Annotated in this window: 25 protein-coding genes, 1 pseudogene and 1 riboswitch; of the genes and pseudogenes, 9 read left to right on the plus strand and 17 right to left on the minus strand. The window is 45.6% G+C overall.

Annotation, left to right across the window (positions count from 1 at the left end):
- Position 1 precedes the first annotated feature (1 nt).
- From MU515_RS10965 to MU515_RS10975, 3 genes are all read left to right on the plus strand, one after another.
- Positions 2-1,036 (plus strand): FecCD family ABC transporter permease, encoded by a 1,035-nt coding sequence (locus MU515_RS10965; RefSeq protein ID WP_260260464.1) that lies wholly within the window; start codon positions 2-4, stop codon positions 1,034-1,036.
- Positions 1,015-2,088: a FecCD family ABC transporter permease gene (locus tag MU515_RS10970; RefSeq protein WP_349775442.1), complete on the plus strand. Its 1,074-nt coding sequence runs from the start codon at positions 1,015-1,017 to the stop codon at positions 2,086-2,088. The genes MU515_RS10965 and MU515_RS10970 overlap by 22 nt, the downstream gene beginning before the upstream one ends.
- An 83-nt stretch (positions 2,089-2,171) precedes the next feature.
- The gene (locus MU515_RS10975; protein ID WP_260260557.1) at positions 2,172-2,906 is read left to right on the plus strand and encodes an ABC transporter ATP-binding protein; all 735 of its coding nucleotides are present in this window, start codon (positions 2,172-2,174) and stop codon (positions 2,904-2,906) included.
- A 19-nt stretch (positions 2,907-2,925) separates the two neighbouring features.
- Here MU515_RS10975 and MU515_RS10980 read toward each other — a convergent pair whose 3' ends face one another.
- The 11 genes and pseudogenes from MU515_RS10980 to MU515_RS11030 all read right to left on the minus strand — a co-directional run bounded on the left by MU515_RS10980 (position 2,926) and on the right by MU515_RS11030 (position 12,186).
- Positions 2,926-3,690 carry a phosphatase PAP2 family protein gene (locus MU515_RS10980; protein WP_260260465.1) on the minus strand — a complete coding sequence of 255 codons (765 nt, stop codon included), beginning with the start codon at positions 3,688-3,690 and terminating at the stop codon, positions 2,926-2,928.
- Between the two features lie 244 nt (positions 3,691-3,934).
- Positions 3,935-4,600: a thiaminase II gene (gene tenA, locus MU515_RS10985; protein ID WP_260260466.1), complete on the minus strand. Its 666-nt coding sequence runs from the start codon at positions 4,598-4,600 to the stop codon at positions 3,935-3,937.
- Between the two features lie 3 nt (positions 4,601-4,603).
- The gene (locus tag MU515_RS10990; RefSeq protein WP_260260467.1) at positions 4,604-5,554 is read right to left on the minus strand and encodes an ABC transporter substrate-binding protein; all 951 of its coding nucleotides are present in this window, start codon (positions 5,552-5,554) and stop codon (positions 4,604-4,606) included.
- Positions 5,555-5,604: 50 nt separating this feature from the next.
- Positions 5,605-6,327 (minus strand): annotated as a pseudogene (locus MU515_RS10995) (ABC transporter permease); the annotation flags it as partial.
- Between the two features lie 67 nt (positions 6,328-6,394).
- Positions 6,395-7,159 (minus strand): ABC transporter ATP-binding protein, encoded by a 765-nt coding sequence (locus MU515_RS11000; RefSeq protein WP_260260469.1) that lies wholly within the window; start codon positions 7,157-7,159, stop codon positions 6,395-6,397.
- A 3-nt stretch (positions 7,160-7,162) separates the two neighbouring features.
- Positions 7,163-8,005, minus strand: coding sequence for a bifunctional hydroxymethylpyrimidine kinase/phosphomethylpyrimidine kinase (gene thiD / locus MU515_RS11005; protein ID WP_260260470.1), 843 nt, complete (start codon positions 8,003-8,005; stop codon positions 7,163-7,165).
- A gap of 155 nt (positions 8,006-8,160) precedes the next feature.
- A riboswitch (TPP riboswitch) is annotated at positions 8,161-8,296 on the minus strand.
- A 100-nt stretch (positions 8,297-8,396) separates the two neighbouring features.
- Positions 8,397-10,460, minus strand: a complete 2,064-nt coding sequence (locus MU515_RS11010; RefSeq protein ID WP_260260471.1) for a heavy metal translocating P-type ATPase — start codon at positions 10,458-10,460, stop codon at positions 8,397-8,399.
- On the minus strand, positions 10,457-10,780 hold the full coding sequence (locus tag MU515_RS11015) for a YtxH domain-containing protein (protein WP_260260472.1): 324 nt from the start codon (positions 10,778-10,780) through the stop codon (positions 10,457-10,459). The genes MU515_RS11010 and MU515_RS11015 overlap by 4 nt, the downstream gene beginning before the upstream one ends.
- Positions 10,767-11,078, minus strand: coding sequence for a magnetosome protein MamC family protein (locus MU515_RS11020; protein ID WP_260260473.1), 312 nt, complete (start codon positions 11,076-11,078; stop codon positions 10,767-10,769). Before MU515_RS11020 ends, MU515_RS11015 begins: the two co-directional genes overlap by 14 nt.
- On the minus strand, positions 11,075-11,857 hold the full coding sequence (locus tag MU515_RS11025) for a YtxH domain-containing protein (RefSeq protein WP_260260474.1): 783 nt from the start codon (positions 11,855-11,857) through the stop codon (positions 11,075-11,077). The genes MU515_RS11020 and MU515_RS11025 overlap by 4 nt, the downstream gene beginning before the upstream one ends.
- Positions 11,857-12,186: an HMA2 domain-containing protein gene (locus MU515_RS11030; protein ID WP_260260475.1), complete on the minus strand. Its 330-nt coding sequence runs from the start codon at positions 12,184-12,186 to the stop codon at positions 11,857-11,859. The genes MU515_RS11025 and MU515_RS11030 overlap by 1 nt, the downstream gene beginning before the upstream one ends.
- A 141-nt stretch (positions 12,187-12,327) precedes the next feature.
- On the opposite strand from MU515_RS11030, the gene MU515_RS11035 reads away from it, so the two are divergent.
- Positions 12,328-12,687 carry an HMA2 domain-containing protein gene (locus tag MU515_RS11035; RefSeq protein WP_260260476.1) on the plus strand — a complete coding sequence of 120 codons (360 nt, stop codon included), beginning with the start codon at positions 12,328-12,330 and terminating at the stop codon, positions 12,685-12,687.
- 41 nt (positions 12,688-12,728) lie between these two features.
- Here MU515_RS11035 and MU515_RS11040 read toward each other — a convergent pair whose 3' ends face one another.
- The gene (locus tag MU515_RS11040; protein ID WP_260260477.1) at positions 12,729-13,166 is read right to left on the minus strand and encodes a hypothetical protein; all 438 of its coding nucleotides are present in this window, start codon (positions 13,164-13,166) and stop codon (positions 12,729-12,731) included.
- Positions 13,167-13,450: 284 nt separating this feature from the next.
- Here MU515_RS11040 and MU515_RS11045 point away from each other — a divergent pair, with 284 nt between their 5' ends.
- The 5 genes from MU515_RS11045 (at position 13,451) to MU515_RS11065 (ending at position 19,621) form a co-directional block, all read left to right on the plus strand.
- Positions 13,451-13,930 carry a DUF4234 domain-containing protein gene (locus MU515_RS11045; RefSeq protein WP_260260478.1) on the plus strand — a complete coding sequence of 160 codons (480 nt, stop codon included), beginning with the start codon at positions 13,451-13,453 and terminating at the stop codon, positions 13,928-13,930.
- 246 nt (positions 13,931-14,176) lie between these two features.
- Positions 14,177-15,736 (plus strand): PilZ domain-containing protein, encoded by a 1,560-nt coding sequence (locus MU515_RS11050; RefSeq protein WP_260260479.1) that lies wholly within the window; start codon positions 14,177-14,179, stop codon positions 15,734-15,736.
- Positions 15,733-17,235: a glycosyltransferase family 2 protein gene (locus MU515_RS11055; RefSeq protein ID WP_260260480.1), complete on the plus strand. Its 1,503-nt coding sequence runs from the start codon at positions 15,733-15,735 to the stop codon at positions 17,233-17,235. Before MU515_RS11050 ends, MU515_RS11055 begins: the two co-directional genes overlap by 4 nt.
- Positions 17,236-17,549: 314 nt before the next feature.
- Positions 17,550-18,689 (plus strand): iron-containing alcohol dehydrogenase, encoded by a 1,140-nt coding sequence (locus MU515_RS11060; protein ID WP_260260481.1) that lies wholly within the window; start codon positions 17,550-17,552, stop codon positions 18,687-18,689.
- 236 nt (positions 18,690-18,925) lie between these two features.
- Positions 18,926-19,621 carry a VC0807 family protein gene (locus MU515_RS11065; protein WP_260260482.1) on the plus strand — a complete coding sequence of 232 codons (696 nt, stop codon included), beginning with the start codon at positions 18,926-18,928 and terminating at the stop codon, positions 19,619-19,621.
- 201 nt (positions 19,622-19,822) lie between these two features.
- Here the strand turns inward: MU515_RS11065 and MU515_RS11070 are convergent, their stop codons facing one another.
- The 5 genes from MU515_RS11070 to MU515_RS11090 form a co-directional block, all read right to left on the minus strand.
- Entirely contained in the window at positions 19,823-20,614 is a 792-nt protein-coding gene (locus tag MU515_RS11070) for an oxalate:formate antiporter (protein WP_260260483.1), read from the minus strand.
- A gap of 309 nt (positions 20,615-20,923) precedes the next feature.
- Positions 20,924-21,322, minus strand: a complete 399-nt coding sequence (locus MU515_RS11075; protein ID WP_260260484.1) for a helix-turn-helix transcriptional regulator — start codon at positions 21,320-21,322, stop codon at positions 20,924-20,926.
- A 114-nt stretch (positions 21,323-21,436) separates the two neighbouring features.
- Positions 21,437-21,823: a VOC family protein gene (locus tag MU515_RS11080; RefSeq protein ID WP_260260485.1), complete on the minus strand. Its 387-nt coding sequence runs from the start codon at positions 21,821-21,823 to the stop codon at positions 21,437-21,439.
- 207 nt (positions 21,824-22,030) lie between these two features.
- Positions 22,031-22,438: a hypothetical protein gene (locus MU515_RS11085; protein ID WP_260260486.1), complete on the minus strand. Its 408-nt coding sequence runs from the start codon at positions 22,436-22,438 to the stop codon at positions 22,031-22,033.
- Between the two features lie 115 nt (positions 22,439-22,553).
- Positions 22,554-23,387: a helix-turn-helix domain-containing protein gene (locus tag MU515_RS11090; protein ID WP_260260487.1), complete on the minus strand. Its 834-nt coding sequence runs from the start codon at positions 23,385-23,387 to the stop codon at positions 22,554-22,556.
- Positions 23,388-23,440: the final 53 nt, after the last annotated feature.

The following is a 23,440-nucleotide window of genomic DNA, read 5'->3' on the forward strand; positions in this document are numbered from 1 at the left end:
CATGTCTACTGCTCATGCCTTTGCAAGACAAGAACTTAAACACCAACGGCTTAAGCAAGGATTAATTGTTGCCATTGCTCTGCTAGCATTTCTCACGTGCGCCAGTGTTTTCATTGGCGCTCGCGATATTGGCTGGCAAACCACACTCGACGCCATTCTCAACTACGACTCAACCAATAGTGAACACTTGCTGGTTCACCATATCCGCATTCCACGCAGCTTGTTGGCTATTGTGGTTGGCATTGGCTTAGGCCTATCTGGTACGTTGATGCAAGCGCTCACCCGCAACCCTCTTGCAGACCCAGGATTACTTGGCGTTAACGCGGGCGCAATGTTCGCCATTGCCGCAGCAATTGCTTTCGCCAATATCACTCAACCGAGTGATTACGTATTATTTGGATCTATCGGGAGTGGCTTAACCGGTATAGCGGTTTACTTCTTAGCTGGACTGCATAAAACCGTTAATCCAGTTCGCTTGGTTCTCGCAGGAGCTGCATTGTCTGTTGTGCTTCTCGCCGTAACCCATTTGATCACCATTAACAGCCATCAAGAAGTGTTTGATAGGTTTCGTCATTGGGTGGTGGGGTCACTGCAAGGTCGTGGGTATGATGTGCTTTATTCCGTCACGGTTCTGATTGTTATTGGCGCGATCGCCGCTATTTTAATAGCGCCCGCATTAGATGCGCTCTCTCTTGGTCAAGAGTTCGGCCAATCGCTGGGCAGCAATCCAAAGGTTATATGGCTCATCGCCTGCGGCGCAATCATTGTACTTTCTGGCTCTGCCACCGCAGCAGCCGGGCCTATCAGTTTTATCGGCTTAACCGCGCCTCATTTGGCGCGCTTTATCGTTGGCCCAGACCATCGCTGGTTGATGCCCTATTCGATGGTCATCGGCGCAATGCTTATCCTCTCTGCCGACATCCTTGGCCGAATCATCGGTCATCCGAACGAAATTAGTGTGGGCATTATGGCGGCCTTGATTGGTGGTCCATTCTTTATCTACATGGTGAAAAGATGGAAAATCTCGCAGCTATAAACCGTAAGACAAACACAAACCCACTACACTACTCGGTAGTAAAAGTTGGCTCATGCCAGCTTATCCTGAGTAGAAAGCAAGCATTCACCTACTTTGCACTGCTCAGCTCCGTTTGCTTGTTGGCGGTTTACTCTGTCACTGTTGGTAAACTAAACATTGGCTTAAATGAAGTTTGGGCCATTGTGAGTGGCGACGTCACCCAAGGCTTTAAGCAACGTGTGGTGATGAACATACGTTTACCAAGGATTACCACTGCCCTATTTGTTGGCGCTGCATTGGGCGTCTCTGGTGCGATATTCCAATCTCTATCTCGCAATGCATTAGGCTCTCCCGACATCATCGGCTTTACCACTGGCGCCGCTTCAGGGGCTATCGCACAAATCGTCTTGTTCGAACAATCTGGCTTAGCCGTTAGCCTATCTGCGATTGGAGGTGGCCTTGCCACTGCGGTTGTAGTTTACCTCTTATCTCGCCAACATGGCCGAGTCGGTGGCTATCGTTTAATACTTATCGGCATTGGGGTGGGCTCCATCCTTTCTGCGCTGAACAGCCTGATGTTGGTCAAAGGCCATATTGATAGCGCAATCACGGCCAATTTATGGCTGGCGGGATCGCTGCACGCAAGAACTTGGCAACATGCTCTGCCAGTCATGCTTGGCGTCATATTGTTCGTCCCTGCTGCGACCTATTTTGCCCGCCGACTGTCGCTTATCGAAATGGGTGATGACTTAGCCAAGCAGCTTGGGGTCAACGTTGAAACCACCCGCTTGCTGATGCTTTTTATCGCCGTGATCCTAGCCGCTTTAGCCACTGGTGCTGCTGGCCCAATTTCATTCATCGCATTGGCCGCCCCTCAATTGATTGCTCGCTTGATTGGCGGTGGGCAAATCCTAATTATTGGCTCCGCTTTAATGGGAGCGATTCTACTCATCTCTGCTGACTTGATTAGCCAATTGCTACCGTTTGATTTCTCACTGCCTATCGGCACAATGACAGGCCTAATTGGTGGTGTGTATTTACTGTTTTTACTAGCTCAACGTCGAGATCTTTAATCGTGACAGACTCTAACCTTAACTCCCACTTAACCAGTCGAATTCAAGGTCAAGACCTTACGCTGGGCTACGACAACACACCAATATGCCAGCAGCTAGACATTGCCATTCCTGATGGTAAGTTCAGTGTCATTATTGGCCCTAATGGATGTGGTAAATCAACCCTACTACGCAGTTTGTGCCGATTACTGACGCCAATAAAAGGTGAAATACATTTCGATGGTCAGCCACTGCACAAACTCCCGAGCAAGGAAGTCGCCAAGCAAATTGGTCTGCTTCCTCAAACAGCTCAAGCACCTGATGGTATCCGCGTAGTTGATTTGGTTGCCCGAGGTCGATTCCCGCACCAGAATCTGTTCCGACAATGGAGTGAAGAAGATCAACACTTCGTGACTGAAGCGATGCAAGCTGCTGGGGTAGAAGACCTGGCGGAAAAGCAGGTCTCTCAACTCTCTGGCGGGCAGCGTCAACGGGTGTGGATTGCAATGGTTTTAGCGCAAAATACCGATATTTTGTTTTTGGATGAACCGACGACTTACTTAGATATCGCTCATCAAGTTGAACTGTTGGATCTGTTTAAGCGCCTTAACCGAAAGGAAGGCCGAACCGTGGTGGCGGTGCTTCACGACCTTAACCAAGCATGTCGATATGCCGATCATTTGATTGTACTAGCGAACGGTAAAAAGGTAACTGAAGGTGAGCCAGAGAAGTTGATGACGCCAGAACTGGTAATGGATGTATTTGGCCTTAACTGCCAAATTATGCCCGATCCAATAAGCCACACGCCGATGATCATTCCTATCGGCGCATGGGACTAATATTTCACAATACTAAATACTAGTGGACGGGTTTCGACGGAAAATAGCTATCGAGCTTGAGCCTTTGCCAAAGCTGACTGACTAGCGGATAAAAGTTAGGCGCTAACGCGTAAACCACACTAACAAATAATACTGAGCCGATTAAATCCGCTGGTCGATGCATGCCTAGCCACAATCGGCTGTAAGCGACACCCACACCCCATACAAACAGCACAGCAGCTAAAGCATAACGTTTATGCTCAACAAATAAACCGCCAAAAAACGCCAAGCAGATCGCGACAAATATGGTATGGCCTGACGGGAACGAGTAATCGGTCTCTCCTTGCCAATGTAAAGTGCGCCACTCACTAACATGATTTGAGATTCGTTCAATCGCGTTAACCTGCTGTGCTTCATTCAGCTTATAGAAGTGGCTTGGGTTTGGAATCAGCAACTGATGCGTCAATAACTCAGTATAAGGTCTTGGGCTTTCTGTCAGATGCTTCAAACCAGTCTTAGCCACAAAGCCAATCACCAGAATAAGGCCAAGTTGCGCCATCAACGCCACGCGCGCTTTCGGTGTCATACGGCACAGCAAGCTCAAACTACATAGCACAGCTAAAGTCACCAAAAAGCCACTGCTGCCCGCGGAGTGGGTCAATAAAGTCATAGAGAAGCCCTGCAAATCACTGACATGACTTAGCAGTTCGATATGGCTTACCAACAGCGTCATTGGCGCGATCACTAGCAACAATAGCAGCAATAAGCCAAGACCATGACGTTTCGTATTGAAGTGTGCTTTCATAAATTCTACTCATTAGCTTCAACTCGGATAAACTCGAGTGCTAGACCAGCTTGAGGCAAGATATTAGCCGAAGTAACGTGGAAAAATTATCAAGAAGATGTCAATTTGATGAAAGATCGCACCCCGTTCGATACACAGGAGCTGTGTTTGGATGATTTATTAATGAACTTAGTGGAATATAGAGCCAGTCAACTCCTGTTCACTGGCTCTAAAACGTAATATATGGCGCGATAGCGATAATAAACTATCGTTGGATATCAAAGCCTTGCTGCCAAAATGCCACTTCCATACGTGTGGCAGTCCTAAACACTTGAATTAAGTGCTGACCTTTTTGGCTATTAATATCGATGTCTTGCAACAAGCGGTTGAAGTGCTCAGTTCCCTGTGCCACGCCTGCTTGGAATTCATCTCCACCATACAACTCAATCCAACTTGCGTAAGGATTGCCCTCTCGCACGGTTTCGCTGTCTTCAATCAGCGCTTTACCAATGGCGGCATACCCGATTGAGCATGGTGCAAGCGCTGCATACAAATCAACTAAATCCCCGGTCATACCAGCATCCAATACATAGCGCGTATAAGCCACTGTGCCAAAGTCTTCCGCTTCATTTTCTAGGTCTGATTCCGTCAATCCCCATTGATCGCAATAGGTAACATGATGGGCAATTTCAGAATCAAGCAAAGCATGGACACTTGGCAGGGCTTGGCGCATATCTTGAAGACTGTTTGCCTTGTATATCGCCAGAGCATACGCCCTCGCGTACTGCTTTAAGAACAAAAAGTCCTGTTTCAAATAATGTAAAAAGCACGCTTGATCCAAACGGCCTTTCGCTAGTTGGCGTACAAACGCATGCTGTGTGTAATCACTCCAGTCGCTGCGGCACGCATCAATTAAATCTTGGTATTTCATATACTAATTAAACTCTGGGACGTAGTCGGCTGCTTTTGGCAGCGTTTCAATTAACTTTTGCGAGTACATGAACTCTGCGTATTCATCGTAACGCTTCAAATCAACGGCCGATGGACGAAGAGCAAAGCGTGTTAGCGTATCGTTCCAAGCTCGCTTGTTTAACTCGTTATTCAGCGTATCAGGCGAGTAAGCAACAAACTCCTGCCAAGACGCTTTTGGGTGATTCACAATGTAAGTGGTTGCTTGTTCTAACGCTTGGTTAAACGCTTTGATTGCCTCTGCATCGTGGGTTTTAGCATTGGCAACAAACACCAACTCATCGTAGGCTGGCACGCCATGTTCTTCAGGGAAGAAGGCTTTCGCTTTATAACCTTCTAAAGCCAATTGGTTGGTTTCAAAGTTGCGCAGGCCGCCCCATATGGCATCCACTTTGCCTGATGCCAAAGAAGAAGATAGCGCCCAACCGACATTGATAATCTCTACGTCAGAGAACTTCACGCCTTGCTGGCCTAGCATAGTGCCGATCACGGCTTCTTCATTACCCGCAATCGCGATACCGACTTTTTTGCCTTTTAGATCGCTTAGGTTGTCGTTCTTACCGTTATCCAACACCATCAAGGTGTTTAGTGGTGTTGCAATAAGTGTTGCCGAGCGGATCAGTGGCAGACCGGCGGCAACGTCAATGGTTAAGCTAGGTTGATAAGAAATCGCCAAATCAACTTTACCCGCAGCGACTAGCTTAGGTGGCGTACTTGGATCCGCTGGTTCTTGAATTTCCACCGTTAGGCCTTGCTGCTCAAAGTAGCCACGCTGCTGTGCGATGACGATTGGGCCATGGTTTGGATTCACAAACCAATCCAGCATCAAGGTAATGTTTTTCTCTTTGGCAAACGCAGAAGCAGATGCAAGTGAAGCAAGCAAAGCCACTGCTGAAAGTAGTTTATTGTTTTTCACTGAAGGTTCCTTTTTTCGTTTTATCGTTATGTTGAGCAATTTTCGGAGCGCTAATGGCTCCATGGGATAAGTCGTTTTAGTAACTTATCGGTAAAGAAATAGAGCGCGATGGAGAGCAGTGCGAGAATAAATAGCGCAGCAAACATCTCATCAATGATCATGCGAGCGTTCGCTTGTAGCATCAGATAGCCGAGCCCTTGGCTTGAGCCAACCCACTCACCGACCACAGCGCCAATCGGCGCGATCACCACTGCAACCCGAATACCCGAGGCTAAGATAGGTAATGATGCCGGCAGTTGAATATGACGCAGTTTTTGCCATTTGCTTGCGCCCATGGTTTGCGCCAAATCGAGATAACCACGAGGCGTATTGCGCAAGCCGTCATAGCAGCAAGTCGTGACTGGGAAGAAAATGATGATGGCAGCCATCACTACTTTTGAAGCGATGCCATAACCTAGCCAGAGCATCAGAACTGGTGCAATAGCAAAAACAGGAATGGCTTGGCTAGCAATAAGAATAGGCAGCAACCAACGTTTGAGAGGTTCAAACAACAGCATTTGCAGCGCAAACAGTAACCCCATAGAAAGGCCAAGTAACAAGCCTAATAGGATCTCTTGCGCCGTCACCCAAGTATGTTTAAGCAAGACGTCATAACGGACGACTAATCGCTCCAACACATCCAAAGGCGCAGGTAAAATAAAGCTTGGCATATCAAAGGCTACAACCACCAATTGCCACAGCCCCAAAATGACAGCAATCGATATTACCATTCGCGCGATTGAGTTAAGCCGCGTTTGCTGCGCGGCAAGTTTATGAGTAACGGCATTAATCTCAGTCATGTTACTCATAATCATGCTCCAAGGTATCTAAGATCTGCTGCTGAAGTTGGGCGCACTCGGCATCGATGTTTCTTGGCGGCAAGGTACTCGGTACTGGCAGCTGACAAGCAGAAGCGGGCGAGCCTCGTAATACATAAAGCTGATCGGCTAATCGGATCGCTTCTTGTGGATCGTGGGTAATTAAAATCACCGTTTTGTCACGCAATAGCTCTGCCGCCAGTGACTGCAACTTATAGCGAGTCACGGCATCCAACGCAGAAAATGGCTCATCCATGAGTACCAAGGGTTTGTCTTGCATCAGCGTACGAGCTAATGCTACACGTTGACGCATTCCTCCGGATAATTGTTGCGGAAGCTTATCCGTATCGTTTGCTAGACCAACCTTTTCAAGCAAAGTGAGCGCTCGCTGTTTATCCGACTCACTCACAGAAGAAAAACGCTGATTAAGGCATACGTTATCTAACACACTAAGCCATGGCAGCAGTAAATCTTGCTGCGCCATATAAGCAAGTTGGCCTTGTAGCGGACTCGCTGTACCCAATGACTTTGGCGATACACTCAGCTCTCCGTGCCACTCCACTTGCTGCTCTGCCAATCCGGCCAAGTAACGCAGCAAGGTTGTTTTTCCACAGCCGCTTCGGCCCAATAAGCACGTCCATTTACCCGCTTGAATGTGCATATTCAAACCTTGCAGCACAGGTTGCTCGCTATCGAGATAACGCAGTGCTGCGTGCTTTATTTCAATTCGAACCGCTGTCATAGCCACACTCTAGCTTTGAGTTAGGTATTGTTGCGTTGCGTAGAAATGATGGACTGGGCCATGCCCTGCTCCTATTGAGAGCTTGTCTGCATGGGCGATCGCTTGAGAGATATATTCTTTGCCTTGAACCACGGCGCAATCAAGATCATACCCTTGAGCTAAATATGAAGCGATAGCAGAAGAGAGCGTGCAACCTGTACCGTGGGTATTCTTAGTCAGCACTCGTTTCGCACTAATGAGCGAGACTGAATCTTGCGTGATGTACAAATCGTTGCTGTTTTGGTCTTGCTCTAAATGGCCCGCTTTTAACAGCACCGCTTTGGCTCCTAGCTGGCGCAAGTCTTCAATCATTGCGCCCATTTCATCTTCAGATTTTGGTACCGCTTGCCCAGTTAAGGCTGCGCCCTCAGGAAGGTTTGGCGTAATCAGATCCGCCAGTGGAATTAGGCGCTGTTTTAACGTATTGATGGCTGCTGTTTTCAGCAACAAATCGCCACTGGTCGCTACCATCACAGGATCTAGTACCACGAATTTGGGTTGGTATTGTTCGATTTTGCGCGCTACTACTTCAATGATGTCGCTGTCAGCCAACATGCCGATTTTTACTGCGTCAACTTTGATATCGCTAAATACCGCATCCAATTGGCTTGCGACGTGATCGAGAGGGATGGCAAAAATTGCCGATACACCAAGAGTGTTTTGCGAAGTAATCGCAGTGATGGCTGAACAAGCAAAACTGCCTGTTGCCGAAATGGCCTTAATATCCGCTTGAATCCCAGCGCCGCCACCACTGTCTGAGCCTGCAATGGTTAATACGATTGGCGTAGATTGAGAAAGCTGGTGTGTTGACATGGTCACTCCTTAACGCACGGTAAGGAACTGACTCATCAACGAAAAGACAGATCGAATAGAGATCTGGTGGGTAGATGAGTGACACAAACTCAACCATAAACATCAGCACGATTATCACAGAATCATCGCTGGATAATAGGAGCGAAAAGGCGCACGGTTTGTGTTCTATAGTTCCCTACGTCAGTGCTAACTGAATCAGGTTCAACGGGTCTCGCAATGCGATCTCAGCCTCTAACTTGGTCATCTTCTCAAGTGGATTAGATGATTAGCTGGGCTCCCCGACTATGTTTGAGCTGATAGTATCAGTAATTAAACGCAAAAAAAACGCCTGTTTTGCACAAACAAAACAAGCGTTTTCCTAACCGATAAGTTAGCCCACTAAATAGATCGACTAACCGTTCTTAATGGCTACCGAGCGAGCAAGAATACCTAGCGTCGTACCATTATGCAGTAGCGCACTCATGGTTGGGCTTAGCATACCCATGGCTGCCGCCAGCATGATGCCACTGTTCACGTACTCAGCAATCTTGATATTGGTATTAATCATACCCATCGCAATTTGCGCTAGCTGGAATGTCTCTGCAACGCCGTGCAGCTTATCTTGCAGCAACACAACATCTGCCGCTTGCCGTGCGAGTTCAGTACCGCGGCACATGGCTACACCAACGTCGGCTTTGGTAAGTGCTGGCGCATCATTCACGCCATCACCAACAAACATTACCTTATGGCCTTGCTGCTGCAACTCATCAATGATGGCTGATTTACTCTTCGGCGTCGCTTCGGCAAATACGCGATCCAGCTGCAACTCTCCGCCCAGAATATGCGCTTTGTAGGCACTATCACCCGAGATCATCACTAACTGCTTGATGCCCAATTGACGTAGATGGCTTAAGGTTTCAGCGACATCCTCACGCAGATGATCGCGAAGACCAATCATACCAATCAGTTTCTTCTGCGAAGAGATGAAGATCAGATGGCGACCTAGCTGCTCATAGTGACGAATTTGCTCTTCGACCTCACTAAAATCGACCTGTTCGTGCGCTTCTAAGAAGTGGCGGCTGCCCATCACCAAACAGTGTTGATTCAAGGTACTCTTCAAGCCGTGAGCGATAACATATTCCACCTCACCATGCTCAATATGTGGCAATTGGTGGTTTTTCGCCGCATTCACAACCGCTTGAGAAAGTGGATGATTGCTGTGCTCTTCAACCGACGCCGCAATGGCTAACAAGTCACGCGCACTGTTCGTTTGGCAAAGTGGGATAACATCGGTCACTTCCATATCACCGTAGGTTAGCGTACCGGTTTTATCGAACACACATGTGTCGATTTGCGCCAGTTTCTCAATCGCACTGCCGCCTTTAAGCAAGATGCCTTGCTGCGCAGCACGATACATGATCGACTTAAACGTCACTGGCGTACTGAGCTTCAACGCACAGGAGTAATCGACCAAGAACACCGATGCAACACGATTAATATCTTGAGTTAGAGCAAATACCGCAGCACCAATACCGAGCGTGATCTTCACGCGGCGATTAGCCATGTCTTGGGTGACTTGTTGGATCTCGCTTTTCTCGCTTAGCGAATCGTAAATCAACTTAGCGATTTTCGCGGTAGTTGCTTCACTGCCGACTTTTTCTACTCGAACTTTAATGGTGCCTTCGTGCACGCTAGTCCCTGAGTAAACCAAAGCATCAAGCTCACGGCGCACCGGTACGTTCTCACCGGTCAAGGTTGATTGGTTAATCAACGCAGCACCATCAAGCACCACACCATCAACAGGAATCGCACTGCCCGGAGCCAGTTCAATCACATCGCCTTCAGCTAACTCCGTCGAATTGATTTGCTGTTTGTCGCCATTTGGCAGCACTTGCCACACAATCGATTCTTGTGGGCGCATCAAATCAGCAAGCAATTGGTCGCTGTTACGGCTGGTTTTCTGCTCCATGTATTCGCCAAGGCTTATCAAGCTTTGGGTCATCATGGCAGTACGGTAATCTCCGCGCCAAGCCGACAGACCAACAGCGATAGCATCAAGCACTTCAACCGAGATTTTTTTGTCGCGCAGCTCGTTGATACCTTCAACTAAAGTTGGCGCGATCAGAGTTGCGGTCGTTAATGCGCCCCATTTATTGGGCAACATAGCCGCCGCCAGCGTACCAATCACGTTCATGGCAATATCACCACGAGTGAACTGATGTTCGCTGTCACTTTGCTCTGCTTGATCTAAATCGAGCTGAGCAATTCGCTGCTCTAACGTTTTACTATTGAGCAGCGATTTGTCGTACTCGACCACAATCGCGCAGGCTTCAAGGTTAACCCGCACATCGCGGATACCCTGAATCGCCATCAAGCTTTGCTTAATCCACTCACCGATATCTTGATATTGCTTAAGCGCTTTTACCTTAAAGCGAATTCGGCCTGGGAAATGGTGTTTGACTTGAATGCCAATCATTCTTCGCCTTTGTGTAGGTTGCGGTAGTATTCCAGCTCAGCTTGAGTATCTTCCAAGCGCTCTTTCAACTCTTCCACTTCACCACGCACGGTAGACCAAGCTTTTTCACCTGTTGCCGTTACACCTTGCTGAAACTTCTTATTGCTTAGCAAGTAAGCCACCGCTGCACCCGCCACAAGGCCCATAGCAAAGTGGGTTTTGGTGTTTTGCTTTTTGTATGGTGTCTCTTGCGCAGCTTGATTTGGCTGCGCACCGTTTTGGTAGCCATTGTATGGGTAACCGTAATATGGGTAGCCCTGATATGGATTATTGTTGTTCATCTGATTTGTTTTCCGAAAGCTGATCCATTAAATACACGCCTGCTGCGCCTACACTGAGAATGGTTAACAGTGATAGCGCTGGGCGCCCGGCCATTTTCTCTGCCACATAAGTGGATGCGCCGCTGACTGCGCCTGCTTTTAAAGCAGATACAGCCGCTTGAGTCGCCATTTGATTGGTATCGATGTCACCTTGTTGGTGTCGATGCCAATTACTCACTACCGACGCACCGCCACCAGCCATCGCGCCCACAATCATGGCTCGGCTAGCTGCGCTTAGTTTGTCAGTGCCGTTACTCATTCAGGCTTTTCTTCCGCTTGAGGCTCAGCTTCAACCGCTTGCGCGACTGGTTGTTCTGCTGCTGGCTCTTGTTTCGCTTGTTGATGGCGCTCAACAGACTCTTGGAAACCTTGCTTACCAGCAGAGTAAGTATCACGGAAAATTTCACCACCCGTTGCCACGTTCTCTTTCACGCTGTGTGCCGTGTTAGTTGCTGTATCTTTTACGGCACCACCACCAGTTTTTAGCATGTCACCAGCGCCAGAAACTAAACCCATTAATTTGCCACGCACGTTTTCATTGCTCAGTAGTAACGCAGCCGCAGCGCCAACCATAGCGCCTTTCCAAAATTCTTTATCGTTCATACCTAGACTTCCTAATAGTTCTTTAAACATACCTGCTTCTTCACCTAACGCGCCATCAAGCATGGCTTGCGCTTGCTCAAACAGAGGATCCGGTTGCTCTTCCTCTGGCTGTGCTTGCGTTGGTGGGTGCATGTGGGGATGTTGATGCCAATACGGCGGCGGCATCATGGATGGGTGGCAATAGGCCGGGTGGTGCATCCACATTGGGTGATGCCACATAGGTGGTGGCATGTGTGCCATGTGTGGAGGGACTTGCGCCTGCTCCATTTGCGCTTGGGCAAATCGAGGGTCTGCAAAATGGGGTGGCGGCATCATGTGCGGTGGATAACCATAAAAGCCACCATGAGGTGGAACCTGCTGATCCGCACCTTGAGGTGCCTCACCCATTTGGGCGTATGGATTGGCGGTGTCACCTTGTTGGTGTTTGTCACTCATTAACTTGCTCCATTTAGATTCAAGCTATCAGCAATTGCGTAGCAAGCTTGCTCAGCTTGTTGATCTGATTCTGAAAACAGTGCGTTAATCCATTCTGGATTAATTTGCTGAGCATCGTATTCAATCAAAATACTGCCCGTTGCACTGTTGAGCTTGTAGTTCTTAAATGCGGGAATCGACGCCAAAGCATGTTCAATATCTTGAGATTTGAATTTAGCTAGCTGAGCCACAATCCCCAATTTATATTTCAGGCGAACGCGCCCTGGTATGTGATGGCCAATCACTACCCATGTTCTGAGTTTTAAGGCCTTATCAACGTGCTGTTTCATAAAAAAAGTATATCGGATAGCAACTAAATCCCTACCTTATTCCTTGTTTTAATGTGAGCTAGTTAAACATTCTTTGCGTTCAATCAAATAGGGTGCTACTGTTTGCAAATAGCAATAGTTATCGTTTGTATTGGATTTTTTATGAACACTTACATTCACAAAACAAATCAAAGACTTAGAGTTAGGTCTGATTACATTAAAGAGCATCAAAATGAGGTTTCAGAACTGGTTGAACAGCTCGAACAAATTGATGCCATCATCAGCATTAAACACAAAAAGTACGCAGGCTCAGTGGCGATTACTTTCGATGCTAATGAACTCGATTGCGATAGCGTATTAGAGATTTTGGATAGTCATGGTTGGCTGCGCAGTAACGCAAAACCGTCGTTTATCGAAAATGCAGTTGTGAGTGGCACTAAGACGTTTGCCAAAGGCATGGCAGGTATGGCATTAAGCCGTTTAGTTGGGCCATCAGTAAGCCGAGTGATCATGAGCTTGTAGTGAGGCAACTCACTGACTTTCAATAAGCCCGTCGAAATAGATTAAGCCGATTTTTGCAATTTCTTCGCCGCACATTTACAAACACCATTGCTTAACGCTGGGCAGCGTTTACAAGGCGGAGACTTCATCGGTAAATGAACAATTGAACGAACATTAGGGCGCGCCAAAGCGTCCTTTTTTGTGCCTGTGTTCTGCGGGGTTGGTGTGAACGACTGACCAATCGATTGGAAAGAAACCGAGCATCCTTCATTAAACCAAGACAATACCGGATTAAGCGGCGCTGCTAATTCAGAGGCAACATCCACTAAAGCTTGCTGAGAGACTTGCTTAAATTCTGCCTGCCAAGCAGAGTCAGATACCTGTTCTTTACTTGTAGAAGATGGTGAAGAAGCCGCTAAATCTTTCAATTGCTTAAGCGATTTAGACTGAACTTTTCCAACCTTTTTCTTTAGTTTTTTAAGTGACTTCTTAGCACCCATTCACGACATACTCTTGGCTTAAAACCGAACAACTTTCCGCCAAGAATAGCAAAAATGCGATTGCAAATACATCGCATTTACAATTTAAAAATCACTCTATACACCGCGTAAAATAAGCTCAACTGCGTCTCAAAATTATAATATGCACTTAAATGATTATTTAGATAGAATGTGCAAAATGTTATAAAGCAGCCATTAAATACTGATATATAACATTATTTAGCAAACACAATTTGGGGTCTAACCCCCTGCTTACCCACACAACCACGGTCATTAGGATCCCAATGGACAATCAATCTCTATTAAATTTCCGCAGCCAAAGTACTTGGCGTTTACTTGCCTTAACCATTATCACTCTTGGTGTTTACAGTGCGTATTACATTCGTACTCAAACTCGTAAAATCGATCAGCTTCCTCATGGCATGAATAACATCGGCAGTGCATACACTGACCTGCTGCTAGGCCTCGCCTACATATCATTGCTAACTGGCCTTACATCCATTTTCATTTTTCCTGAAAATGTGTCACTAGGATTGGTCGACAGCGTGCTTTCTATTATCGTTGCCATCATGCAGCTGGTATGGGGATTCAAAGCTCGTAACCGCCTCAATGTTGCGTTCCAATTCCAACCACGCACATTCTACTGGTTCCATGGCTTCTGGACATTCATGTTCACACCGCTCTACTTCAACTACAAAATCAACTGCATTTGCGACCAACTAAACGCAGACAGTCAAAACCACTCAGACACTCACGAGTTCTAACCATTCTCGCTGCGCGCGATAAGCTGCCTTCACCGCTGCTTATTGCGCTTTGCTTTTCACCTCTCCCTTCCCATCAAAGGCAAAGTCACTGACTTCGCTTTTAATTTTTTACATACCTGTACGCATTCTTCCCACTGTGTCGCATTTAAACTAATAAATAGGTGATATTAGTTCCAAATATACGCATAATTGCCCGTTATTTTTATTAATACATACTCGATTTATGTGCTGTACTCGGAGATCTGTATGCCCTCTTCCCTTGATCAAGACGCGTTTAAAGCTGGCCAACGCCAAAATCCACGCATCGATTTTCCCGCAACTGTAATCATTAATAATAAAGAATTTGACGTAATAGAGTGGAGCTTAGGAGGATTTTCCTTACCAACTGAGTGCGTTCTAGCCACAGAGTTAATCAGTGAAATTAACGAAGCTAACCTTCGCTTTGAGCTACCTCAAAAGAAGGTTGAAGTCGATGTAAAAATCAGCGTAGTTCGTTGTGATGATCAAGGGTTTGCAGTTGGTTTTCAGTTTATTGAACTGCCGGACCATATACAAAGTACACTGCAGAGTATCGTAGGAGGCTACCTTTCTGGAGAGAAAATAAGCCTAGATCAAGCCTTAGAGAATGGCGTTAAGGGTAAGCTGTTCGAGTTTGAGCAAGCCCGTTTGATGGCTAGCTGGGGTAAATTCGCTAGCATCACTTTTGTTATCGCAGCGCTGCTGTTTTTTGCTCTTTATTTAGTTTACCAAAAACTCTACGTTATAAAATCAGAGCACGCAGCAATCGCTCAACGTGTGGTTCGTATTCAAGCACCAAGTACCGGGGTATTAGATGATATTTCTGTACAGTTAGGTGACAGCATAAAAGCCAAGCAGTCTTTATTTTCAATAGCTTCTGATACAAATCAAGAGCGCTTACGCCAAAAGAAAAGTGAAGCAGCAGCAACATCACTCGAGGTGGAGCACCTAAAAAACCGCTATCGAGATGCTAAATCTTTGCTAACTAGCTTTTCATCTCGTTTAGACGCCAACATCCAAGGCTTAGAAAAACGCATTCGCGCAATCAAGGCTGAAATCAAGGTACAAAAAGAACAATACCAGCTTTTTGAACGTAACCATGCTATTGGTGTTGTTGACGAAATCACCAAAAATGACGCTTTATTGCAATTGTTTGAGAAAAAACGCGCATTAATGCTACTCGAGCAAGAGCTAAGTAACACCAAAAATCAAAAGCATATGACCCGAGAGGGTTTACTCGCGCGAGATGATGTCTCTAGCTTGCCAACAGTAAATGAACTCGAAGACCTCCTTAACTACAAAACGAACTACGTAACATTGCTTGAGACAGAAATCGCATCCATTTTTGACAGCATGAACACCCACTCTCCATGCGATTGCGATATTGTCGAAGTTAACGCAACCAACGGCCCTGTGACCAGCGGTCAAACTATCATGCACCTAAGCCCACGCAGTGAAAATCCAAAATGGATTTTAGCTCTTGTAGACCTAGAAAGTGATAAAAAGTTATACAAAGGGGCTCCTGCAAAATTCAAACTGGCAAGTGAGTCAAATTCACGCTCCGGTACCGTCGATGAAATCAGCTACTACAGTGCGAGCCAACCCATTGTCTATAGTCGAAATGGTGAAACGTATTCTGGCTTACCTGACTCTTTGCCAAGAATGCAGCAATACACATTAGTCAAAATTATTCCAGACGAGCCAATTGAAAACGTTAGCTATAAAGAACCGGTATTGGTGAGCATAAGTTTGGGTTTATTTAGTCGCTTAACAAGGAACCTAATGTGACTCAAGTAAACTCTTCCACCTATCAAGGAAGTAGTAGTAACAACGGAGCATTATTTTGGTTTGCGGTATTAGCCATCATAACGATCATATGTGCCCTGCTAGTAGTTAATTACCCAAGCGATACAGAAGAACAAGCACTTTGGCTAACAATAGGTATTATCGGTTTGTGGCGCTATACATGGAAATCAATCCATGCGATTAGAGCCATCTACTATCAAAATATTCGCTACCCAAAACTAAAAGCACTAACTTTAGGCACACGAAAAATCAGTGAAATATTGGTCATCGTACCGAGCTTTCGCAGCAAACCATCGATCAACTATATGGTCTATAAAAAGCTGTTTGAAGAACTGACTAAATACGGTGCCATCTCTCGTGTAGCAGCCTGCATTACGGATCCAAATGATGTAGATGTCATAGAGAAAGCAAGAGCAGGCCATGATATTCGCATAGACTACTTGCCACAAAATGGTAAGGGTAAACGTGTAGCCATGTCTGAAGCCTTACGTTTATTCTACCGACAAGGTTATGCGGAAGACGCTCAATTAGTGCTGATGGATGGTGATAGCCTGCTGTGTGACGATGTATTTGAGCAATGTAGTCCTTTCTTGGTCAAGTATCGTGACTTAGGTGCCATTACAACTCATAACCGCGCACTTGTTAATGGCTCGGGCATAGTGACCCAATGGTATCGTCAGCGAATGTCGCAACGCCATTTTTACATGAACTCTGTAAGTTTAAGCCATCAGCTAATGGTTTTGACTGGACGCTTTTCTATGTTTAAAGCTTCAATTCTAATCAACCCCGAATTTATTCATCGCCTAGAACATGACACCATAGAGCATTGGCGCACAGGCAAAGTAAAAATGCTCACAGGAGATGATAAATCCACTTGGTTCGAGCTACTGTCTAATAAGTGGAAAATGCTCTATCTACCTGATGTCATCATCAATTGCTTAGAAGATCCACCTCAGGATAATTTCTTCACTTCTAGTATCAATTTAATGCGACGTTGGTATGGAAATATGCTGCGTAACAATGGACGAGCATTAAAGCTCGGGCCAAAGCATTGTGGTTTTTTCTTGTGGTTATGTTTACTAGATCAGAGAATTAGCATCTGGACAGCTTTAACGGGGCCTATTTTTGTCCTTCTAGTCGCAGCATCAGTAAGCCCTATTGTGATTGCTGCATATTTTGTTTGGGTAATCATCGGCCGCAGTATTAACTGCTTAATCGTTGCGTCAATGACAAAACAGTTCCACCCGCTATTTGTTGTACTGCTCTGGTATGAGCAAGTCGTAGGTTCATTCCTTAAGGTTATTGTAATGTTTCGCCTCGATCGCCAAAAATGGACACGTCAGTCAATTGAAACTTCTCATAGTGAAAACGCTTTTGTCTCGCGCATCATGCCCCGAATGCTAACAACCGCAAGCTTAGTTTTGCTCGCCCTAGGTTTGGCCCTATTGCACGGTATCTTACAGCTTCCTAGCGTCTTCTAAATCATAGCGGCCACATTCTGGCCGCTATGATTTATCTCTATTTCCCCAAGAGAGTCTCACTGCTCTAATCAAATTACCCTATCCTTCGCAACACTTACCCAACCCACAAAAATAACCCTCTGATTTAAAGCGAATAAATTCAACAAGATTACATAAACTTGCATGATTTATGTTACTGCTCTCCTAAATTCACATCTCAAATGTTAGACATATTTTATGCTTTGGTCGCTCATGATTCTGATCAATTTTGCAGCACATATTAGAGTTAAGATTCCAGTCAGTTATCTATTAATTTTGACTGAAGGAATATCTAAATGAATATGTTTAAGATCCCTGAGAGCATTTATTTCGGCGAAAATGCTATGGATGCTTTGAAGTCTTTAGAGGGTCGTAAAGCTGTTATCGTTACTGGTGGTAGCTCAATGAAGAAGTTTGGCTTTATTGCACAAACTCAAGGTTACCTTGCTGAAGCGGGTATCGATTCAATTGTATTTGATGGTGTAGAGCCAAACCCATCAGTACAAACAGTGGTTAAAGGCGCTCAAGCGATGCGCGACTTCGAACCAGACTGGATCATCGCTATTGGTGGTGGTTCAGCACTGGATGCGGCTAAGATCATGTGGTGTTTCTATGAACATCCAAAACTCGGCTTTGAAGATATTATTCCTGTTGGCTCAATGCCAGCTCTGCGTACTAAAGCAAAATTTGTCGCGATTCCATCCACAAGTGGTACCGCATCAGAAATCACAGCATTCTCTGTCATCACCGACCTTGAGAACCACATCAAATACCCAATTGTGTCTTCTCATATCGTGCCTGACGTTGCGATCATTGACCCTGCACTACCTGCGAAAATGCCTGCACACATCACTGCAAACACCGGTATGGATGTCATGGCTCACGCGCTAGAAGCTTTTGTTTCAACAGTGGCGAACGACTATTCAGATCCGCTTGCAATGCGCGCGACCAAACTGGTGTTTGAAAATATCGAAACCGCCTACAAACAAGGCGACGACATGACTGCTCGCGACAACATGCATAACGCATCAACGCTGGCTGGAATGGCTTTCTCAAACGTATCACTTGGCCTTGTCCACTCACTCGCGCATAAAATTGGCGGCGAATTCGGTATCACTCACGGCTTAACAAACGCCATCTTGATGCCTTACATCATCGAGTACAACAAAAAGTCGACAGACAAATACGCTGAAATAGAGCGTTACCTAGGCATTGAGTGCATTGAAAATGATCTACGTGAACTCAACACCAAACTGGATATTCCACTCACGTTGAAAGAAGTGACTGAAGTCGACATCAAAGAAGATGAGTTCTTAGCCGTACTTGATCGCATGAGCCAAAACGCGTTCGACGATCCATGTACGCTAACAAACCCAGGCACACCAACTGTTGCTGATGTAAAAGAAATCTACCGCCGCGCATTCTACGGTGAGTAATCTTTTACCTGACAGGTAAACTCAACAACGCCCCTGACTAATCAGTGGCGTTGTTATATCACCCTAACCCTCTCATCCAACGAACAAAGTGACCATCTCACATCTACAAAGCCGCGAACTATTTCACTATTAGTTACACAACTCGGCGTATTAATCCTTTACATCTCGCGCTAGCCGATGAAAACTGCACCCTCGAAAGTAAATAGCAGCCGGCATAATAGAATCAGTACCTAATTATGAATAACACGACCACCAAAAAGTCGAACCCTTTAGTAGAAATCCTCTTTAACGTATTTATCCCATCGATGATCTTGATGAAGTTTAGTGGCGATGAACACCTAGGAACCGCAATGGCCCTAGTGGTCGCTCTACTTTTCCCTATCGGGTATGGCGGTATGGATCTTATCCGTAATAAGAAATTTAACTTTATCTCTGCGCTGGGCTTTATCAGCGTATTGCTAACAGGTGGTATTGGCCTATTAGAGCTTGATACACGTTGGTTGGCGCTGAAAGAAGCCTTGATTCCGGGCTTAATTGGCTTAGGTGTATTGGGGTCAACCTTTACTCGTTACCCGCTGATGCAAAAAATGATTTTGAACGACACAGTATTGAACCTAAAGTTAATCACCGAGCGTTTAAAAGAGAATGGCAAAATGGAAGCGTTTGACCGCTGCTTGATGTCTTCGAACTACCTCTTCGCCAGCACTTTCGCGTTTTCCTCAGCAATGAATTACTTTCTCGCGACTTGGATTGTCACCAGCCCCGCTGGTACCGCTGCATTTAACGAAGAGTTAGGTAAGATGACTCTGTACAGCTACCCAATCATCGCGATTCCAAGCATGTTGATGATGTTGGGCATTTTCTACTATGTATGGCGTCAAATCCGCGCGATGACCTCACTCGAAACTGAGCAAATTTTCCACACTAGCTAATCCACTCCTTTCATCACACTCGGCGAGCCAGACCATTCAGACTGGCTCGCAGATACCTCTCCAGTTTTCTGCCCTGCTAGCCACTAAAGCTAAACTTCCCGTTACTGACAGATAACGGTTCACTTATTTGAATGGCGCGTCTTGTCCATTCAAACAGGATAAAGGAAGAAGCTCGTGACAACTTTTCTCCAATCGCCAGTGTTACTTTAGATCTCTTAGATAACCGATACAGGCATGTTGCGCAGCGGTATTAATTACAACGCGCTCATTCGCTTGCAACTCTAGATAAATACTAACGCATTGCTCTAATGCAGAGATAAGAGAGTTTCTCTCAGGCATCGCGACAGTTTTCATCAGCTTCTCTGCAAAGTCGGGCAGTCTTTTTTCTATCGTGCGAACACCAGATGGAGTGAGACCTGCTTGCTGCAACGCCAGAGGTGATAATGCATTGAATCTAAGAAACGATATGAACTCCAAAGTTTCAAAGTATTCACCACGAGCAATTTTCGTAGCCGCGTAATGTACCCATATCCACATGCGATCTTCTATCCACTGGGCGTTGGGTTGTGGGTAGTGCGGTTGCTCTGTTGCAAAAACATCACTCAGTGCCGTCCCTCGTTGCCATAGCACTTGAGTATCATCGACACGCTTTGCCGCATCTGGTAGAGCGACAAACTTAAAATCAACATGGAGCAGGTCATCTCCACCAAAAACGGAAACGATCAATCTCGGCTCACCGACATGCTCTCCAGTAAAAGCCGCTAACATATCATCGAACTGTTGCAAGATTTCAAACCTTTGCTCCATAACCTCATGAAAATGATCCGGGTCTACGGCAATGACAATGTCTAAGTCACTATATTGATCCATCGAGTCAGAAGCGAAAGAGCCACTGCAACCAATGCCAATAAATCTCGAATCCAAAGAAAGTACATCAACGATACGCTCTAGAAGAGGCTGGTGTGAAGAAGGAAGTGATTTTGGAAGTTCCATATTTTACCTTTAAGAATAATGGTTGACGATCGCAACTGCTGGTGCGGTAAAATTTACGCAGCATTATAGAATGCACTAACTATCATCACTAAAGCAATACAAATATACCAAGTTTGTTCACGCTCATATTTCGCTAAAAATCCGGCGTCAATATGCATCAAGTCAACTACATTTCAATCAGAGCAAGACAGCTTTAGATCAGCCATGGACAGGGCAGATGCGGCACTTTACGAAGCCAAACTCCAAGGCCGTAATCAAATTAAAACTCGTTGGTTACACGCGCACTCTCAATCCTAGAACCTCATCACCCTAGAGGGTTTTATGCAGACTTTGAAACTCTCTAGGGGAATAACCGGTACTCTTTTTAAAAGTGGTCGAAAAGGTCGCTAAGCTTTCGTAACCAACCTCCAAACAAGCATCCGTAATGGAGTACCCGCTTTTCAGCAATTCTTTCGCTTTTGCAATGCGCATATCCCGTAAGTAATTCCTTGGTGTTACTCCGTAGAGTAACTTAAAGACTCGCGCATAATGGAAGCGCGACATAAACGCTGCTTTCGCAAGATCATTGAGTTCAATGCGTTGCGAATAGTATTGCTCCATAAACCGCTTAGACTGCCTAATAAGCATGTATTGCTTAGCAGGAAGCGATATATCGTCATACAAACGATCGAGCTCTTGCTCATAGAGTGTCTTGGGAGAGGAAGGCATCACATCAACCGCTATGGAGAATAATCAATTTAGTTATGCTAGCACACATACCGCAGAATGAGCTTGTATAGGTGACACGCTACATACCACCCAAATAGCGACCACTTACTGGTGTTACAACATCTGCATCAGTTGAATGTAGTTACCACATGTATCATCCAGTACGGCGATCATCACATTGCCTACTTCTCTCGGTGTAATAGAAAACTCCACACCAAGACTCACTAATCTTTCATACTCTTGCTGAACGTCATCAACTGCAAACGACGTCCACGGAATGCCCGCGGTTTTGAGTGAGTCTTGGTAAACCTTTGCAGGTTCAAAGGCCATTGGTTCAAGCAGTAACTCAACCCCTGACTGCTCTTGAGGAGAGACCACGGTTAACCACTTGTACTCACCCAATGGAACTTCCGTTTTCTTGATAAAACCTAAAACATCGGTGTAGAAAGCGAGTGCTTTATCTTGATCCTCTACTGGGACACTTGTTACGACGATTTTCATTACACACTACCTTTGTTAGTCGGAATAAACCCATCATACTCAAGGTTGAAAAGAAGTACTTATTCTACGTTGCTCTTGGGAATGAATTGAGTAATGAATCGATACCAGTCACAACGCATCATTCACAGACAAACAGGAAGGACTTGATGCCCCGCTGGGCAGCGAACATCAAGTATTCAAAAAAGGATTCGAGAGGAAAAGGGGAGACTACTTCTTCTTACTCTGCTGCAGCAGTTTTTCATGCCAAGCTTCATTGCCATCGCGCTTACTCACATCGTACTCAGCACAGAACTGAGAAATCGTCATGTTGTTATCGCCAGTGGCTAGCTTGAGCGCCAATTGAACCTGCTGAAGTTTACTCTGTAAGCGTAAAATTTGGCCTGCATTCGGGCTTTTCTCTTTGGCGTATTTAAGCGCTGCGTGTTTTCGCTCCGCCGCTCCTGCTCGTCTATCGGCTTCGCCTAGCAAAAATCTCAGTTGAGCAACGCTTTTACCTTTTTTAAACGCAGGATTAAGCAGCTCTACGCAATCATCAAACGATGGTTCTTCTGCGTAAGGCACAATTTTATGAACTTGTTGGCGCATCCACTCTAGAGCGCGTTCTTCATCTGACATAATGAAATCTTTAACCTATTAATTGCCCTTATGGTATCGCTCATACGTCAAGATCTGCAACACCCAATAACCGCCCCTGATAAGTTGCAGCTAAACTTGTCGGCTTAAGCGCGCATTATTCCGAGCTCACACCACCATAAACATCAATGGTAAAGCCGCGCTGAGAGACATATTTCTGTGGTGTTGTACCGATTTGCTTTTTCAGATATCGAATAAGGTGCGGCTGATCGCTAAAACCAAACTGATAGGCCACGTCGACCCAATCAATCTCACTGGAAGGACGCTGATAGAGGTATTCCAACATTAACTCTAGCTTTGTCATCGCTTGATATTGCTTCAACGTTAAATCAGTCACTCTTCGAAAACTACGCTCAATGGTGCGTTGCGAGCAGTGCAAGGTAGCATCTAAATTAGCAATCGGGGTGGACTCAAGAGCTCTCACTACCTTGTCTGTAAGCTTACTGTGCTGATCATGTTTTGCACTGACAACCCAAGATGCCAAGTGATGTTCTAACTCACTCACGCATTGCAAAGGCTCATGCCTTGCTAATTTCAGCAAACGTTTCAAGACCGATTCTCTAACTCCCAGAAGGGATAAAATATCGATCTCTTTAACGTTATCTAATACCTCAGCATTGTCAGGTTTCAAAGCCAAACGATAGATAGCACTTGGATGCAGTTTAATTCCTAGATGCACAAATGGCTTAGAGTGATCCAGCTGCGTGGTTTCTTGATGAGCAAACAGCAAATGGCTACCACAACCAGAATACACAACCCCATCAAAAGTGTAACTATATGGCTCGCTCGTCGGTGCTAGTATTAAATGCGCACAAGGATCAGGGTTCAATTTAGGAAAACTCTCTCGTTGCGAGGTGGTTTTCTCAATAAACCAATAGCACTCAATCAGTTCGCTGCATTGTCGCGTAGCAGGAAATATCCAGTGAAGCATTAGCTCTTTCCATTACATTAATTGATTTGTGATCCTAGCAGATAAACTCTCTC

The sequence above is a fragment of the Vibrio intestinalis genome (assembly GCF_025195085.2).
Lineage (GTDB): Bacteria > Pseudomonadota > Gammaproteobacteria > Enterobacterales > Vibrionaceae > Vibrio > Vibrio intestinalis.